Here is a 14,877-nt window from a genome sequence, read left to right as displayed (position 1 = left end):
GGACCACTACGCGGTCAGAATAAACTTCCGATCGCTGTTATCCCCAGATTTTTTCAATCCCTTTATTAAAGGGTAAAATCCGGTGATAAAGGCGAAGTGTATGCTTCCGAAGCAGCTTTCTTGCAGAAAGCTTTTAGCTCCGCTTCTTCAGTTTTTTTCTGCCCTCTCCGTTATCGTGTAAATTTCAAGTTCAACTACGCCGACACGTTATTACATCATATCAGAATACGCTATATAAGTTGAACTTATGGAAGTTGGTATAGTATATCCTTTAACAATTTACAGGGAACATCGTCAAGTTAACGCGCACTTGACCTCGGGAAAATGTTCCGCTGTTATGATCTTGGCATCACGAGTCTTGGGAGGGGTAATGATGCGACTGGCCTTGTTCACAGACACCTATCTTCCGGAAACCAATGGTGTTGCTGGCACGCTCCACCGCTTGAGTAACCATCTGAACCGCAGAAGAATTGAACATCTGCTGTTTACGCCGAACTCCGTCATTGAAGGAAGCCATGAGACTCAAGTCCGATCGGTTGTCAACATCCCTTTTTTTCTGTATCCCGAATGCCGCATTGCTCTACCCAACAGAGCAGACACACACCAGCAGCTACACACCTTTCAACCCGATCTGCTGCATATCGCCACGCCTTTTAATATGGGGTTGCTTGGTCTGAGGTATGCGCTCAAACACCATCTTCCGCATGTTGTCTCCTACCATACCCACTTCGATCGTTATCTCGAATACTACCGGTTGAAAAGTATGATTCCTCTCTATTGGAAATATATCCAATGGTTTCACCGTGCCTGTGATGCAACCCTAACTCCATCACAGGAAACGTTAAACACCCTTCAAGTCCAAGGCATTCAGCGTCTGAAGCTATGGTCTCGCGGGATTGATTGCAACCTGTACTCCCCTGATAAACGCAGCTCGGATATCCGTGAACGATACCACATCACCGCTCCCCTTATTCTACTCTACGTTGGACGCATTGCCCCGGAAAAAGATATCGCTACACTCACGACTACCATGCAGCAGCTGCCCCAGGAAATGCAGTCCCGTGTACACTGGATTATCGTTGGCGACGGCCCGTCTCTCCCGAAAATGCGTCTGCAAACCCCACCCAATGTCACCTATACAGGGTATATGCATGGGGAAGAACTTGCTGTTATGTATGCTTCGGCAGATCTGTTTGTGTTTCCTTCCTCTACGGAGACATTTGGCAATGTGGTACTGGAAGCGATGGCTTCAGGACTCCCTGTGGTGGCGGCCAATGCTGGAGGTGTAAAGGATCTGATATCCCCTCACCGCAATGGTGTGTTATTCGAGCCAGGTCAGGCTGATGCACTGATTCGAGAGATATGTCTCTGGGGAAATCACGGGAACCAATTGAGGATGATGGGATTGGAAGGCAGAAAGCTGGCTGAGCAGCGGTCGTGGGAGCATATTTTTGACACACTGATCAGGGATTATGAGGAGGCTATAGAACATCGGAATAGACGAACGAAAGATCGAATTATTACAGCGTAGTCAGATGTCTTGAGGTTATGCCAACAACCCATAACAACCGCCACTGTCCTATGCAAAATTAAACCGGTTCGCTCGTTCAGGCTGCCATAGCATTTACACTCTGCTACGGTCAGCCTGAAACATGTTTCCAATACGTTTCATAACAAACCTCCTTCTTGGATTGGGTTGAGCTATTCACACGGTATGCAGACATTTAGAAGCCTAAGTTATTGAAATTAATTAGAGTATTTTGAATGATTGCATATATAGAAAAAAGACATGATCTCATTGACTGGATCATGCCTTTTATTGCATACCATCTATGTGTTGAATTTACTGAACGGGACTTTGATATCTACAAACCCTTTAGCGTAGGGTGCAACCTCATAAGGATAGAATCGGATGACGATGCCTTTGTCATATAAAAAGAATTCAGATGTTTGATCAAGCTGAAAATCATAAATATTTTCTTCAAAAATAGAAACTCCTGCATTATACATGGCTAATAGACTGTTGGAGATTGATTTCTCTACCTTCTCCATCTGAATATCGTCTTTGACATACTCGCTTAGCTTTAGTTCTTTACCTGTTCTTAAATCATAGTTATATGATTTTGTCGCATCCATTCCATGTGCTCCGCCAGTGTACACATGATCTTCATATACCACAGATAACTTTTCTTTTGCATTGTATTTTACACTGGCCATGGTAATGTAGAAATAATTTCTGTTTGATTTCTTTTCTTCTTTGTCCAGGCGAGCTGCTTTCACTGCGTGGAGTTTAAATGTCTTGTTCAGCTTATCCGTCACAGATTTATTTCCACCTGTTAGATGTATGTATGGCTGTCCTTTGTAATATTGGACCTTCGTTTTCACTGTAATCGTGCTGCCTGCCTCTACATGACTACTCGGAAGAATGATAGCAATCAGTACAGTGATCAACAGGTAATTTATCCATCTCAATTTTTTTCTTTCCATTCTATATTTCAACATTATCGATTAACCCCCTTTGGCTCAAATGATATCGTTTCTTGCATTCTGTTCCATATTACCTGTGGAGTGCCCCTTAGGTCTGTTCCGCTCTGAACGTTGCCAATCCAGATGTCTTCTGCGCCTGGATGTTGTAAATAGTGCCTGAGCGTTGCTTTGATCAGAATAGACGAGTGTAAGTCCAGTACCTCATCCAGCGGTATCCAGAATAACTCTCCTTCATCTGAGGACACAAAATGTCGATGCGTAGTCTCTCCGAAATATACAAACTGCTGCCAAATCTCACCACTATTAACTTCCAACAGAATATATCGAAGCCGAAAATGTTCGACATCCTCTTGCTTGAACCCGGTCTCTTCTTCAATCTCCCGATAGCTGGCGCTCATGGGTACGTTCAGTTCCCCTTGTTCCAGATGTCCGCCAATGCCACCCCAGAATTCAAAATCAAACAATCTGCTGCCCGCCTTCTTCATCATCAGCATGTCTGAGCCATTGCTCAAAAACGCTGTAGCCATCTGTCTAATCTCCATATGTTCCTCGCTTTCCAAACTTTGTTTATAGTAATCTTTATCTATATAAACTGAACTAAAGAATATTTACACTAGCCACTCCGATGACAGAACAACCTTCCGATCGCTGTTATCCCCAGATTTTTTGATTCCTTTCCTAAGGGGAAAAATCCGGGGATAAAGGCGAGGTGTATGCTTCCGAAGTAGCTTTCTTTCAGAAAGCTTTTAGCTTCGCTTCTTTAGGTTATTTCTGTCCTCTACGTTTTGTGTAAATGTTATATTCAATTTATATAACCGTCTTCTAAAGCAGTTTCTTCAACTCACTTAGATGTTCAATCGTATGTAAAGGACCCGACGCAATGCTGTCTTGCCACGGCTGGTTGACCTTCATCCAGATGGTGCTCATGCCTACGCTTGCTGCTCCTTCAATATCGTTCACGGGATGATCGCCAATGTAGATGCATTGCTCTGGGCTTAGACCGAAATGATTGAGCGCAAGCTGAAATATGCGTGGATCGGGCTTTTTGACTCCAGCCTCTTCTGAAACAATAATATGGTCGTAATCCTCCCGGATACCGAGTTGATCGATTTTTCCATACTGAATATCGGTCTGCCCATTGGTAATTAACCCGGTTTGATATTTCCCCCGGAGATGCTGAACCACTTCTCGCGCCTGTTCCATCAGAACTGAACTTCGCACATACTCTCTCCCATAGAACTCCATCAGTTCTGCATGTGGCGGATGTTCTGCCCAAGGCAGTTCATGCAGCAACTCGTTGAACAGAAGGGGTTTGTCCTTATAACCATCCTGGTCGAGTTCAATAATTCGTTTACTTATATCTTCGGTTGACTCAAGGTGACCAAAATATGTGTTGATTAAACGCTGCGTGAAGCCGTCAAAGGTCATCGTTCTGTTCAGAATCGTATTATCCAAATCAAAAATAACCGCTTTAATATGATCCATCTTCCTTCTCCCCCAATTCCAGTACATGCGTTATCTTCTCCATACTCGTCACTTCTCTAAATCCCAAGTTGTGATAAAAAGATCCAGCAACCGGTTGATCCGTGTACAGAACCAGTCGAGCGTAATGATTTTCCGCTTTTTTGAATAACCGCATCCATCAGCCTGCGCCCAACCCCATGTCTTCGAAATTCTCTCATCACATAAAGCCTGCGAATTCTTCCGGTATCCGTCATTTTAGAATAAGGATCTCTGTTCAGACCGCAGATCCCAACAACCTTATCGTGCATTCTGCATTCAAAAAGCGCTTCACCTTCTTGCTCAAATGTATTGATTCCTGTCTCATATTCATGGATTACTCGCTCGATATGTCTGAACCCCTCACTGGAGCTTTCAGCCAGCATCGGCACTAATTCGTCATGATTCCATACCGATATCTCCTGAATCCGCATGGTGTAACCGCCTCCAACATGTTAAATCAATGGTACACATGCAAACCCAACCATACATTGAACGATGGCTGGGTTTATCTTGTAAAAGCTCATTCTCATTTTTTCTTTTTGTGATAGTGATAACCCGTGCACAGACCCTTTTGCTTGGATTTGGCTGAACAGTTATGTCCACCGTTCTTGTCCAGTCTGCCTGGATGAGCATAAGCGGAAGAAGATACACCAACAAGTACAACAAGAGACAGGATTACGATAACAACCTTTTTCATAAGTCACCCTTCGATCAACACCCTATGCTTTAGGGCTTAATACGTGCTATCTCATTCTACACGAAAATCCACAATTTGGATATAATTCATCTTTTTAGCCGATCCATTCTCATAAAATCTTAAATTGCTTCAATGCATGGGTGACTCCATCTTCACTTGCCCGCAGGGTGACATAATCGGCGCTTTTTTTAATTCGTTCTCCGCCATTTCCCATCGCAATTCCGATTCCCGCATACTCTAGCAGATCCACATCATTCTCCCCATCACCAAAGGCCATTGTATCCTCTCTGGATATCTTCAGGTAGTCGAGAACTCTCTCTGCGGCTATGCATTTGCTGACTTCGCTCGCTTCCAGCACATTTACTACATACGGATGGAATCTCACGAATCGTAAAGAAGGAAATCTGGATTGGAACTTCTCCGTTTCAGCCTCATCCGCATATAAACAAATGCAATATACGTCCTGTTCCAACGTGCTGATTTTCTGCGGGAAATCCATGAGTCCAAGCGTATCACTTAAGGCTTCAGTAACACGACCATCTGCTGTACACAACCCGTTCGTCTCAAATGACTCTGTAAAATATGAAATACTGTGCCCATGCAACTCGGCAAACTCACTGAATGCTCTAACCATCTGTGCTGAAAGTACAGACTTATGTATCACTTCATCACCTGCTTTGATCAATGCCCCATTAGCCGAAATGATCGTATCGATTCCGAGATTTCTGAATTCTTCGCATAAATTATAGGGCCTGCCTGTGACGAGTACAACTTGAACGCCTTTACGAATCAATTCCCGGATCGACTCAGCTGTACTCGGTGATAAACTCCGATCTATTTCGCTCAGCAATGTACCGTCCACATCAAAGAACACAGCTTTCATCAAAACGTTCTTCCTCCTCTATTCTGGCTTCCTGGGAATTCAAGTAAAAAGAGCAAGTACAGAATAACCTGATGTGGTCTTCCTGCACTTGCTCTTGCGATTAACGGGTCTGAACATCTTGGGTACGTCCCATGTACCATGATTGAAATGATTCCGCCGTATTCAGGGGAATGTCATGTGCCCGATGGTGCAGAACAGGTTTGGCACGGTTTACGGTATGAATGGAAGCCACACCAAACCAACGCTGTAACACATTACGGGTGATCTGCACTTCGATGACTTTCTCACGTTTGGAGATGAAGAGTGTTGAAGTAAACGCACCGGTTCGAAGTTGAATGAAATTCTGATGCAGAATGTATCGGGTATGGAAAAAGTCCATCACTCTGCATGTTGCAATCCATACGAGGAGAATCGCAGAAATCATCCACCAGGCATGTTTCTGCCCAAACACCAATGGTTTGAAATACCACAATAAACCCGTGATCATGATCCACCCCCAACTTGGTTTGAGCAGGCGTAGCCATAGCGATATTCGTGGAAGTTTTTCCATCTCCTGCGTAACCCGATAGGATGGCAGGATCTCCTCAATCAGGGTATAGGCTTGCTTCACTGGCAAGAAAGGATAGAGCGAGTTGACCTCCTGCTCGGACTCCCCCAGACTACCCGCAGTGGTCAGTTCTACTTCTGCTAATCCAAGCAGCCTTTTCATCGGTGACTGTGTGATTTTCACGGCCTGGACTCGCTCTTTCAGGATTGAAAATGACGTTTGCTCCATCATGCCCTTCGAGATATAGATCCGTTTGGCATCCGAGGTGATCTGGAAATTTCCATACTTTACGAAGGTTCTGACTATGCCCAGAGCAATAGATATGATCAACAAAACCAAAATCATCAAACCGGCAATCCACCAGGAATCAAGCCAGGTTAATAACAAACTTTCCGTTACTTCTTCATCAGGGAAGAAGTCCTTCACCCAGGAATAGAGCGTAGCCAGGACTGGAATCAGTACGAGAAAACTAAGCGAGGTAAAGGATGCTTTGAATATGTCCTTGCGGGTGGAATGATAATGAACAACCCGTTCCTGTTTTTCTTTTGCAGGCAGAGACATGGCTTCATCGGTTATATCGGGGTCGGATTGCGTCTCTCCCTCTCCCATAACCTGAACTGCATCCAACGTATCATGTTCCTCTGTTTTCCCTGCTGATTCTGCATCCTCTGCCAGATAACCCGCTACAATCTTCTCCAACTGTTCTGCTTCGGAAAGTGAAACAACGTGTAACTGAAAGGTAGCATCTTCTCCCTTAATCCCGGTCTCGAATCGGATCGACGTCACGCTGAACAACCGATGAAACAACGTTGTATGCCGGTTCACGTTCTGGACCTTGGTATACGGTATCGTTCTTCGAGTACGGTTGAACACACCACTGTAGATGTGAAAGGCCTTATCGTCTGCTGTATAACGAGAAGTAAACCACTTCCAGATAATCGCCACGATGCCGATGGAAATCCCTACATAAAAGGCGATCCTTCCATAGAAGAGCCATTGGGACTCTGAGCCCTGACGGAAAACAAACAAAAACAGGATGATCGCGAACGAATTCTTCACCAGTTTCCACAGGCTCCACAGCATGGTTAATGGATGATGTCGCTTCATATCGATCATTCATCCACCTCGTTAATCCGCGCATAGGACGCAATCTGATGACGAAGTGCAAGCGCGACTTCCTCTGGCAATGCCGGGATTTCATGTGATGAACCCATCGTGCCAACCGATACGGAATAGAGTCCATATTTTCGCATCAAAGGTCCCTGATTCGTTGTAACCGATTGCACTTTTGCCATGGGGATGATCTGATGTACCTTGGTTAGCGCCCCACGCTTCAGTTGCAGGAACTCCTCATTCACATCATAGTACCAATGCTTGTATAACCATGACGGCTGGATGAAAATATCCCACACCGCATAGAGCACCGATATGGCCGTAACGCCCCACAAAATCCAACCAATCCACGTCTTCCATCCATAGATGGAGTCGAGTATTAACAGTACGGCAAGGATCAGGAAACCTATTACATTCCATATGATGGCGCTAATTCTCCACAAGTTTACCGCATGAGGGGACAGCCGTTGCTCGGGTGTATTCCACTGTATTGACATATGTTCACTCCTTTTTTTCCATCTACATCAAAACACACATGATACACTGTACGAATAATCGTCCACGATTGATGCAAAAAGATAAAGAGATGACCCCTATACAATACAGGTCGTCATCTCTTTTGTTCATTTCATTTTACTTTAGTGCATGTTCAAAAAGACTGATTTTCAGTACCGAGAAGATGGGATGAAGCTAGAAATGGAGTAGCGGAGCGTAGGGAAAACTACGTGAGCAACTGCAATGTTTCCTCAGGAAACATACTTCGTAAGCCTCCCGCTTATTTCGGCTGAATTCCATATTCGATGATGATGATGATGACACTAGGCATCCTTCGTAATCAAAAGCAGGCTTTTTGAACAACCTCTATAAAATCCTGTACTTCACACAGCCAAACCATATGGTCAGTTCCTTCGCCCCAGTAGTTCTTTGCCACGACATAGGGTTCACCGAATTTGCGTTGCCACTTCTTCTGTGCGATCTGGTAACCGCTATCCAGGCAGAATTGCTGAATTCCCAGCCGTTGCAGTTCAGTAACCAGTGCAAGAATGAGCGCCGAACCAATCCCCTGACCTTGAGCATCGGGCAACACGTACAGGCTACCCAGTTCTCCGATATCGTTCAGCCGGCCATCTGTACATTCTCGAATCTCCTCACCACAGGTCCATACGAGATTATGCCTACAATAACCTCCCCCATTTTGGCGACGAGGAAAAATATACTTGGTTCTATGTTGTCCTTTGCTTGCAATGCCGTGTGAATCATCGCTTTTTTGTGTGTTATTTCATCCTGAATATCATCCAGAAGCGAGCCTATTCCCTCCTGATCAAATGCTGCGGGAATGGTTGTCTCGAACACCTGATACGCTCCATCTGCATCTGATTGCGTCAAAGGTTCAATGGTAATTTTGTCATCCACAGGTTCTTCTCCGTTCCATCTACCTTCTTAATCAGTACGTCTCTGAATCAGTCTTCTTAGTTGATTCGAATCCTCAAGAGGAATACTATACCCTGTGTGAGAGTCTTCCTGGTTTACTAACAGGCCTTGCATCTTGGGATCCATTCCTAATGAAAAATCATACCGTGTTATCGAACTGTCCGCATTTGTTATGCTCATGACGTACTCTGTACCATAATCAAGAATGCCCGGCAAACGCACAGCCTTATGTATGGCCTCCATCATGATCCGAATCTCGTCAGATCGATCAAACTCAACATCTTGGCATGGTTCCATGGTGAGGTTTGGATTACAGGTTAAGGTGATCAGCATAGGAAGCCCCTCTTTCACGTTCGATTCATTCGGTTTGCTGCACCCTGCAATGAACGTGACAATGACAAATACGAGCAACACTCCTACATATTTCACCATACTGCATGCCTCCCTAACTTATTAGTAAATAGACAAGTAATGGGTAGAGAAGTAATAAATACAGCATCTAGTGACTCAACTGCACTAACTATCTATATTCATATCAAGTTACGTAACTCCGGGTCCCATGAAGACAACAAAGTGATCAGTCGTTCTACGGTCTCTTCCACAAATACCTGAACTCTCTCACCCGTGATGAACTCAGGAGTAATTCCCGGTTCTTCCCCATTTAGAAAAGAAAACGTGTGGTCCCGCCAGCGAACAATCTCATCCGCAGTTAAACGATCCGCCATGTCATAGCCTGATGAACCGTTAAGCACCTGCCACACTTCTTCACTCCAACTTGAGCCTTGATAGAGATTAAAATCGATCTGGTCCGTCTCCTGGTAATATAAACGCGCTAGTTCATCCTTCGATCTGCTACTTCCTGTATATTGATCTACCTTGTTGACCCGTTCGACGAATTCAGGATACACACTCCGGAACCAGTAATAGTCTGTCATCACATGCATAAAGTACCCACGAACAAACCACTTCCACCCTTCATCGGTACGTTGTTGCATATAAGATGAATAGAGTTCCTTCAGTTCACCAACGTAATCTCCATCATCTTTCGGGTTAAAATGGGTGTATTCCTTATCCTCTCTGGTTGTACCTTCACGCATATGTATGGAATCCGGGGCGATGTTCCCCAGATAGAATGAACCTTGTGCAGCCTGCATTTGCAGCGAGTCTGCAATTCGATTAGCGATATTGAGATGAACCATAGGTAACGGCATAGAGTTGATCTCCTTTTTGTCGGCAAGTATTCTACCATACTTAGAAAAAATGATATAACCTACTGCTGCAACGTACAGATCGCTTAAATAGTGAGACTCCGTTATGCTAGTCCTTTTTCATCGTAATTGCGTAATTAACCCTGTGTTCTCTCCAATTGCATTCGGTCAAACAGCTGCTCCAGATCCGTATGGTACTCCGGGTGCTCCTCCACAAGCAGACTAATGTATTCCGACCCACATTCATAGAATACTAGACGATTAAACGGAGCAGTATCTCCAAAATGATTGCTTTCCTGCCCAAATTTTGCCCGAATCAGATTCTCAATATAACGCGCGTAACCCTCGTTCCATTCCAACCAGCTCCAGTACTCGGCTTGTTCTTCATTTAATGAAGTGAACAACGCTTTTCTAGCTGTGTGTACTTGTGTCAGGTCTTTACTCTTCAAAGCAGTCAACAATGAGTTAATCCGCTCCACAACAATTTCATCTTCATACGGAAATTCATAATCTAGTTCCCATGTCACGCGCTTCAGTTCGTCCATTTTATGCTTAATCTTGAGACGGTTGACGATCCGTTCATCATATTTCTCATATACATAACAATGAACATATTCGTGGAACAGATAAACTTTCTGCTCCAGATCTTTGAACGCTGTATCCGTTACGATCGCACACATTCGTCCGTTCATATGATGCACCGGCATCGCAGCAAGGCATTCATCTGGAATATATAAATCGTCCGGAACCGTCTTCACCCACTCATATTGCTGCGTTTTGGACGAATAATCATAGATATATAATAAAGCTTCATAGGCTACAACCACTGGATAATGTTCTGCAAACAAAGGATGTAGGCTGACCAAGTCTTTCTGAAGCTCGTTTAACTCGTTAATTTGCTCTAAAAAAGCATCCATGTCATTAACCCTCTCTTTACTGGATTGATGCGTTAATCATACTAGATTAGGAAAGATAAAACACTGAGAGAAAAATGATAATTCTGTTCGAGTGTGAGATGGTGAATGTTAGAAAGGTGGAAGATTTATAATCCGGTATACAGTTTCCTAAGTTCGTTCACCACTGACTATATGCCAATGCTGATGCTTCGAGTCTTGATAACTGCCCAAGTTAGTTACAATCTTCGATGAGCCTGTCTGAGCTAACAAGTCAGCAGCTACTTTTTTAATAACCTGCATCATTTCTAAGAGCAGCTCATCATTATTCTCTTCCTCTTCTTAAATGAAGGATTGAATATGAATCTTCGGAATAACCACGATATGGTGTTCGTAGTATGGTCGAGTGTGATGATAAGCCATAACGTTATTTGTTTCCATGACAACTTTGACTTGCGTTTTACCACTCAGCACCTCATCACAATAGAAGTCCTGTGTCATAATACTCCTCCTTCTTACTATTAAGTTCTAATATATCCTGCCTTCTTCAACACATATTCCGTAAACGGATTGATCTCAGGGATCGGCTGATTCAGATCAAAATATCGGAGTTCCAGCCCTTCATCATCCATAATGGTTGGGCTGCCCTGGATACCTGCAGCTTCATAAACAGCCATGACGTTGTATACTTCATCACCGTGTGGATACTGATAGTACATGTCCTCACCTGAAAAAATGCTAATGAGTTTGAATGATCCCGCTCTCAGTCCGGCCTCTTCATACAATTCCCGCGCAGCTGTTTCCTCCAAAGACTCCCCGGGTTCCATGGATCCCCCAAGTGTCCCCCAATCCAAGCTATCTGTACGTTTTTGCAGCAGCAGGTGACCTTCCTCATTGAACACGAGTACACATGAGCCCGCCATAATTAAAGGACGCGGGCCTACCAATTTTCTTAGCTCCATGATATATCCCATCCATGCTTCTCCTCCATCTTCAATGTGCATACGTTAAAACGTATCCTTATGATTTGGTCAAGATTCCCTGATCCACGGATTTCTGAATAAGCTGCTGCGCATACTCCCACAATGTTTCGGAACCGTTTGCAATTTCACGGTTTCTGTTTAACACCTGTTCACTTGTAATGTTATATTTTTGCCACGTATCTCCCTCATTCTGATGATTGTGGATAAGAGGCTGCAACCGATCAAGAGATGAGGCAAATTGTGCTTCAGGCGTCTGCTTGGCTTCAAACTCTAACCATAACTGGAGTAGTTCTTCAGCCTGTTCCTTGGGCAACATACCAAACAGCCGATGAGCCGCTTTGAGTTCACGATCATATTTATCCGTATTCCCCACCGCATCGTAGGCAAAAGTATCACCAGCATCGATCTCAACCAGATCATGAACGAGAAGCATCTTAATGACTTTAAGCATATCCACATCCTTGTTGGCATGACTCTGTAAAACCAAAGCCATCATCGCCAGATGCCAAGAATGCTCTGCATCATTTTCAAGTCTCTCACCATGCATAATTCTCGTCTTTCGTTCAATCGTTTTGAGTTTATCAATCTCAATGAGAAATTGAATCTGATCCTGTAATGATTTGCTCACAGCACACCCTCCTTCATGTCAGAAATCAAACCTAATATTCATAGATTCTCGTCTCTTCATCATCAAGCAGATATCCTTTACCGATATAGGCCCAGTTATTTTTCTCATAATAATCAGTCAGATCAGTACACAATATCAATAATTTACAAACTGTTAATCTCCCTTCACTTGGATCTGATTCAACATATATTCCGCATACTCCAGAAGTAATGCATCACTCAAATTCACATTCTCCAGTTCACCATTGTACTTTGCAAGACATTGCGAGATGATATCCTTGTATTTAGTGGGAAGGTTTGTAAGTGCCCATTCTCCCGCTTCTTGCTTGGAGTGAATGACTAAATCTTTCACGTATATAAGAACCCGGGACAGGTTTAATACATAGTAAACTGGGTTGTCCACAATTTCTTCCATAGCTGAACTCGCGTCCGATGTAATTGAAGCAATCATATGTTCACGATTTTCCGGTTGGAACAGATCCTTAATGGGTTTACCAGCCAGCACAATACCTCGATCATAGATGACCGCCATATGTGCTACCAGATCCGGATCTTCATATCCACCACATAGATATTGCTCATCCGTTCGATATTTCTCCCGGTGATAAGCAGAGTAATGAAATTCGAAAGGAGTAGGGTATGCCATGGCAACAATCGCAGTTTCCAGTACGATACTGAGTTCAAAACCTTTCGTAATGTGCATCTCATCTTCAATATGCATTAACTTTTGTGCAATGCTTCGATAGGTGTCGGCAGGTCTCTTTTCCCGGCTAACGACCAATATATCGATATCACTCTGATTTGGATGAAAGCATCCCATGGCCATAGAACCGTGTAGATATATCCCCACCAAGGCATCCGTTAATTCTTCTTTCAAAACACGAGTAACGCTATCTAAAACAGTCTTTTCATTCAACAAGAGCAACTCCTTTATGTATATGTTCAGCTGTCCAATTCAACATTCAGTTCACGCACAAAAACAGCTGTCCCCTTCATTCTGACATCCATATCCTCACCATCCCGAATCACACTCACTTGAACCTTTCCATCTCTACCAATCTCATGCCCTTGTTCTATCACAAACTGTACCTCATCGATCTCCGGTTTCACATAAGTTAAATAATAAGCACCCATCACCCCGGAAGCTGTTCCAGTCACTGGATCTTCCGTCGTACCAGAGTAAGGTGATGAAAAATGTCTGGCATGCATCATGGCATCGGAATCACGGGTTTTGAAACAAAAGGGATGTAGGGAAGCTTGGGGATTCTCAATTAGAATTCCTGGGAACAGGGAAGAATCCGGTTTCATTTTCATAAAAGAGTTCAATTCACGAATCGGGATTAATAACGTCCACGTTCCCGTACTCCCATAAACGATTGGCGTAGAAAGGTCGACATCATCCAGAGTTAGGTTTATGGCACTTACCAGCTTCTCAATATCCCCCTGGAACGGTATAAACTGCGGCTGATCCTGTTTCATTTCCATGTAAATGGTGTCGGCATTGCGCTCAAATCGTATGGGTAATATACCTACATTGGTTTCAATCATGATTAACTCTTTGTCACCCAACATACCGCGCGTCTTCAAACCATACAGTGATGCCATTGTGGCATGACCACACAGATTAATCTCATGGCCCGGCGTAAAATAACGTAGTCGGACATCTGCAACTTCAGAGTTCAACACAAATACCGTCTCATTAAAACCAACTTGATAAGCGATCTGCTGCATCTCCGTCTCACTGAAATGATTCGCATCAAAAACCACTCCTGCAGGGTTACCTTGACCAGGAACTGTAGAGAAAGCATCATAATGATAGACCTTAATATTACTCATCAACAGACCCACTCTCTCTGTAATCTATGAGACGCACATTTCCATATAACTCTACGCTTTCACCATCAATTACAAGACCGCCACCATCTTGGCACGCATAAACCGCCGTACGATTAACACGGCTATACTCTCTTAATGAATCCAGGGTGTCTTCCGAACCATCCCAGTGCGGTGCAAATTCAAAATCAACGAGCCCCAGTGCTTGCATATCTTTCAGATCTACATTGTTTTCATCAGCATCTTCCCCATATCCCGCTATATCTATGGTAGGTGTAGTCAGAATACTGCCTGCGCTGACCCCGATCAGAATGCCACCACTCTTCACATAGAAACGCAGCAAACCAAGCACATTTCTCTTCTGTAATAAACTTAGAAAATAAAACGTATTTCCTCCGGATAGATGAATCGCATCACATTCGAAAATAGAGCCAAATGTGCTCTCCTCATACTCCAGATCAAGGTCGAAATATTGAATGTTATCTATTCCTATTTGATTATAGTAACGTCTAGTGTGTTCAAAATATTTCCGCTCCGGGTCGGAGCACGAAGGGATATATCCGATGGAAGGCTGTTCGCTGTTGAATAAGCGTAATATTCTCTGATCCAATTTATCGTTAGATTCGAATACCAAATCACTTAGAAGAACCAACGTAGTCATCTTACTTCCTC

20 protein-coding genes are annotated in these 14,877 nt (G+C 43.7%); 1 reads left to right on the top strand and 19 read right to left on the bottom strand.

All coding sequences use genetic code 11. From position 1 onward, the window contains the following. Positions 1-370: 370 nt before the first annotated feature. The gene (locus tag MKY87_RS24060) at positions 371-1,531 is read left to right on the top strand and encodes a glycosyltransferase family 4 protein (protein WP_340966516.1); all 1,161 of its coding nucleotides are present in this window, start codon (positions 371-373) and stop codon (positions 1,529-1,531) included. 299 nt (positions 1,532-1,830) lie between these two features. Here MKY87_RS24060 and MKY87_RS24055 read toward each other — a convergent pair whose 3' ends face one another. The 19 genes from MKY87_RS24055 to MKY87_RS23965 form a co-directional block, all read right to left on the bottom strand. Beyond that, positions 1,831-2,502 carry a DUF3298 and DUF4163 domain-containing protein gene (locus MKY87_RS24055; protein WP_340966515.1) on the bottom strand — a complete coding sequence of 224 codons (672 nt, stop codon included), beginning with the start codon at positions 2,500-2,502 and terminating at the stop codon, positions 1,831-1,833. Next, positions 2,502-3,014 carry an NUDIX domain-containing protein gene (locus MKY87_RS24050; protein WP_340966514.1) on the bottom strand — a complete coding sequence of 171 codons (513 nt, stop codon included), beginning with the start codon at positions 3,012-3,014 and terminating at the stop codon, positions 2,502-2,504. The genes MKY87_RS24055 and MKY87_RS24050 overlap by 1 nt, the downstream gene beginning before the upstream one ends. 295 nt (positions 3,015-3,309) lie before the next feature. Next, on the bottom strand, positions 3,310-3,972 hold the full coding sequence (locus MKY87_RS24045) for an HAD family hydrolase (protein ID WP_340966513.1): 663 nt from the start codon (positions 3,970-3,972) through the stop codon (positions 3,310-3,312). A gap of 56 nt (positions 3,973-4,028) precedes the next feature. After that, a complete protein-coding gene (locus MKY87_RS24040; protein WP_340966511.1) occupies positions 4,029-4,421 on the bottom strand; it encodes a GNAT family N-acetyltransferase in 393 nt (130 codons plus the stop codon). Between the two features lie 95 nt (positions 4,422-4,516). After that, entirely contained in the window at positions 4,517-4,687 is a 171-nt protein-coding gene (locus MKY87_RS24035) for a YHYH domain-containing protein (RefSeq protein ID WP_094030640.1), read from the bottom strand. A gap of 109 nt (positions 4,688-4,796) precedes the next feature. Next, entirely contained in the window at positions 4,797-5,573 is a 777-nt protein-coding gene (locus MKY87_RS24030) for a Cof-type HAD-IIB family hydrolase (protein ID WP_340966509.1), read from the bottom strand. Between the two features lie 97 nt (positions 5,574-5,670). Further along, a complete protein-coding gene (locus MKY87_RS24025) occupies positions 5,671-7,233 on the bottom strand; it encodes a PH domain-containing protein (RefSeq protein WP_340966507.1) in 1,563 nt (520 codons plus the stop codon). Beyond that, positions 7,230-7,727: a PH domain-containing protein gene (locus MKY87_RS24020; RefSeq protein ID WP_047842183.1), complete on the bottom strand. Its 498-nt coding sequence runs from the start codon at positions 7,725-7,727 to the stop codon at positions 7,230-7,232. Before MKY87_RS24020 ends, MKY87_RS24025 begins: the two co-directional genes overlap by 4 nt. A 338-nt stretch (positions 7,728-8,065) precedes the next feature. Then, entirely contained in the window at positions 8,066-8,314 is a 249-nt protein-coding gene (locus tag MKY87_RS24015) for a hypothetical protein (RefSeq protein WP_340966506.1), read from the bottom strand. 32 nt (positions 8,315-8,346) lie between these two features. Further along, on the bottom strand, positions 8,347-8,643 hold the full coding sequence (locus MKY87_RS24010; RefSeq protein ID WP_340966504.1) for a hypothetical protein: 297 nt from the start codon (positions 8,641-8,643) through the stop codon (positions 8,347-8,349). A 27-nt stretch (positions 8,644-8,670) separates the two neighbouring features. Beyond that, entirely contained in the window at positions 8,671-9,093 is a 423-nt protein-coding gene (locus MKY87_RS24005; RefSeq protein ID WP_338592647.1) for a hypothetical protein, read from the bottom strand. Positions 9,094-9,191: 98 nt separating this feature from the next. Beyond that, positions 9,192-9,872, bottom strand: a complete 681-nt coding sequence (locus MKY87_RS24000) for a zinc dependent phospholipase C family protein (RefSeq protein WP_340966502.1) — start codon at positions 9,870-9,872, stop codon at positions 9,192-9,194. Between the two features lie 134 nt (positions 9,873-10,006). Then, on the bottom strand, positions 10,007-10,786 hold the full coding sequence (locus MKY87_RS23995) for a hypothetical protein (RefSeq protein WP_340966500.1): 780 nt from the start codon (positions 10,784-10,786) through the stop codon (positions 10,007-10,009). 318 nt (positions 10,787-11,104) lie between these two features. Beyond that, positions 11,105-11,263 carry an HIT domain-containing protein gene (locus MKY87_RS30780; protein ID WP_445669432.1) on the bottom strand — a complete coding sequence of 53 codons (159 nt, stop codon included), beginning with the start codon at positions 11,261-11,263 and terminating at the stop codon, positions 11,105-11,107. Positions 11,264-11,283: 20 nt separating this feature from the next. Beyond that, a complete protein-coding gene (locus MKY87_RS23985) occupies positions 11,284-11,736 on the bottom strand; it encodes an NUDIX hydrolase (RefSeq protein ID WP_338592639.1) in 453 nt (150 codons plus the stop codon). Positions 11,737-11,782: 46 nt separating this feature from the next. After that, on the bottom strand, positions 11,783-12,373 hold the full coding sequence (locus MKY87_RS23980) for an HD domain-containing protein (RefSeq protein ID WP_340966499.1): 591 nt from the start codon (positions 12,371-12,373) through the stop codon (positions 11,783-11,785). A gap of 153 nt (positions 12,374-12,526) precedes the next feature. After that, entirely contained in the window at positions 12,527-13,288 is a 762-nt protein-coding gene (locus tag MKY87_RS23975; protein WP_340966498.1) for an aminoglycoside adenylyltransferase domain-containing protein, read from the bottom strand. Between the two features lie 26 nt (positions 13,289-13,314). Next, positions 13,315-14,208 carry a PhzF family phenazine biosynthesis protein gene (locus tag MKY87_RS23970; RefSeq protein ID WP_340966496.1) on the bottom strand — a complete coding sequence of 298 codons (894 nt, stop codon included), beginning with the start codon at positions 14,206-14,208 and terminating at the stop codon, positions 13,315-13,317. Further along, positions 14,201-14,866, bottom strand: a complete 666-nt coding sequence (locus tag MKY87_RS23965) for a Type 1 glutamine amidotransferase-like domain-containing protein (protein WP_339785142.1) — start codon at positions 14,864-14,866, stop codon at positions 14,201-14,203. The genes MKY87_RS23970 and MKY87_RS23965 overlap by 8 nt, the downstream gene beginning before the upstream one ends. Between the last annotated feature and the right edge of the window lie 11 nt (positions 14,867-14,877).

The sequence above is a fragment of the Paenibacillus sp. FSL R7-0198 genome (genome assembly GCF_038000415.1).
GTDB lineage: Bacteria > Bacillota > Bacilli > Paenibacillales > Paenibacillaceae > Paenibacillus.
This window is presented reverse-complemented; position numbering and strand designations above follow the sequence as displayed.

Coding starts and splice junctions, on each gene's coding strand:
- MKY87_RS23995 (WP_340966500.1), bottom strand. CDS start 10,786: ATGGATGCTTTTTTAGAGCAAATTAACGAGTTAAACGAGCTTCAGAAA.
- MKY87_RS24055 (WP_340966515.1), bottom strand. CDS start 2,502: ATGTTGAAATATAGAATGGAAAGAAAAAAATTGAGATGGATAAATTAC.
- MKY87_RS30780 (WP_445669432.1), bottom strand. CDS start 11,263: ATGACACAGGACTTCTATTGTGATGAGGTGCTGAGTGGTAAAACGCAA.
- MKY87_RS24000 (WP_340966502.1), bottom strand. CDS start 9,872: ATGCCGTTACCTATGGTTCATCTCAATATCGCTAATCGAATTGCAGAC.
- MKY87_RS23985 (WP_338592639.1), bottom strand. CDS start 11,736: ATGGGATATATCATGGAGCTAAGAAAATTGGTAGGCCCGCGTCCTTTA.
- MKY87_RS23970 (WP_340966496.1), bottom strand. CDS start 14,208: ATGAGTAATATTAAGGTCTATCATTATGATGCTTTCTCTACAGTTCCT.
- MKY87_RS24035 (WP_094030640.1), bottom strand. CDS start 4,687: ATGAAAAAGGTTGTTATCGTAATCCTGTCTCTTGTTGTACTTGTTGGT.
- MKY87_RS24060 (WP_340966516.1), top strand. CDS start 371: ATGATGCGACTGGCCTTGTTCACAGACACCTATCTTCCGGAAACCAAT.
- MKY87_RS24050 (WP_340966514.1), bottom strand. CDS start 3,014: ATGGCTACAGCGTTTTTGAGCAATGGCTCAGACATGCTGATGATGAAG.
- MKY87_RS24045 (WP_340966513.1), bottom strand. CDS start 3,972: ATGGATCATATTAAAGCGGTTATTTTTGATTTGGATAATACGATTCTG.
- MKY87_RS24040 (WP_340966511.1), bottom strand. CDS start 4,421: ATGCGGATTCAGGAGATATCGGTATGGAATCATGACGAATTAGTGCCG.
- MKY87_RS24025 (WP_340966507.1), bottom strand. CDS start 7,233: ATGATCGATATGAAGCGACATCATCCATTAACCATGCTGTGGAGCCTG.
- MKY87_RS24005 (WP_338592647.1), bottom strand. CDS start 9,093: ATGGTGAAATATGTAGGAGTGTTGCTCGTATTTGTCATTGTCACGTTC.
- MKY87_RS24020 (WP_047842183.1), bottom strand. CDS start 7,727: ATGTCAATACAGTGGAATACACCCGAGCAACGGCTGTCCCCTCATGCG.
- MKY87_RS23965 (WP_339785142.1), bottom strand. CDS start 14,866: ATGACTACGTTGGTTCTTCTAAGTGATTTGGTATTCGAATCTAACGAT.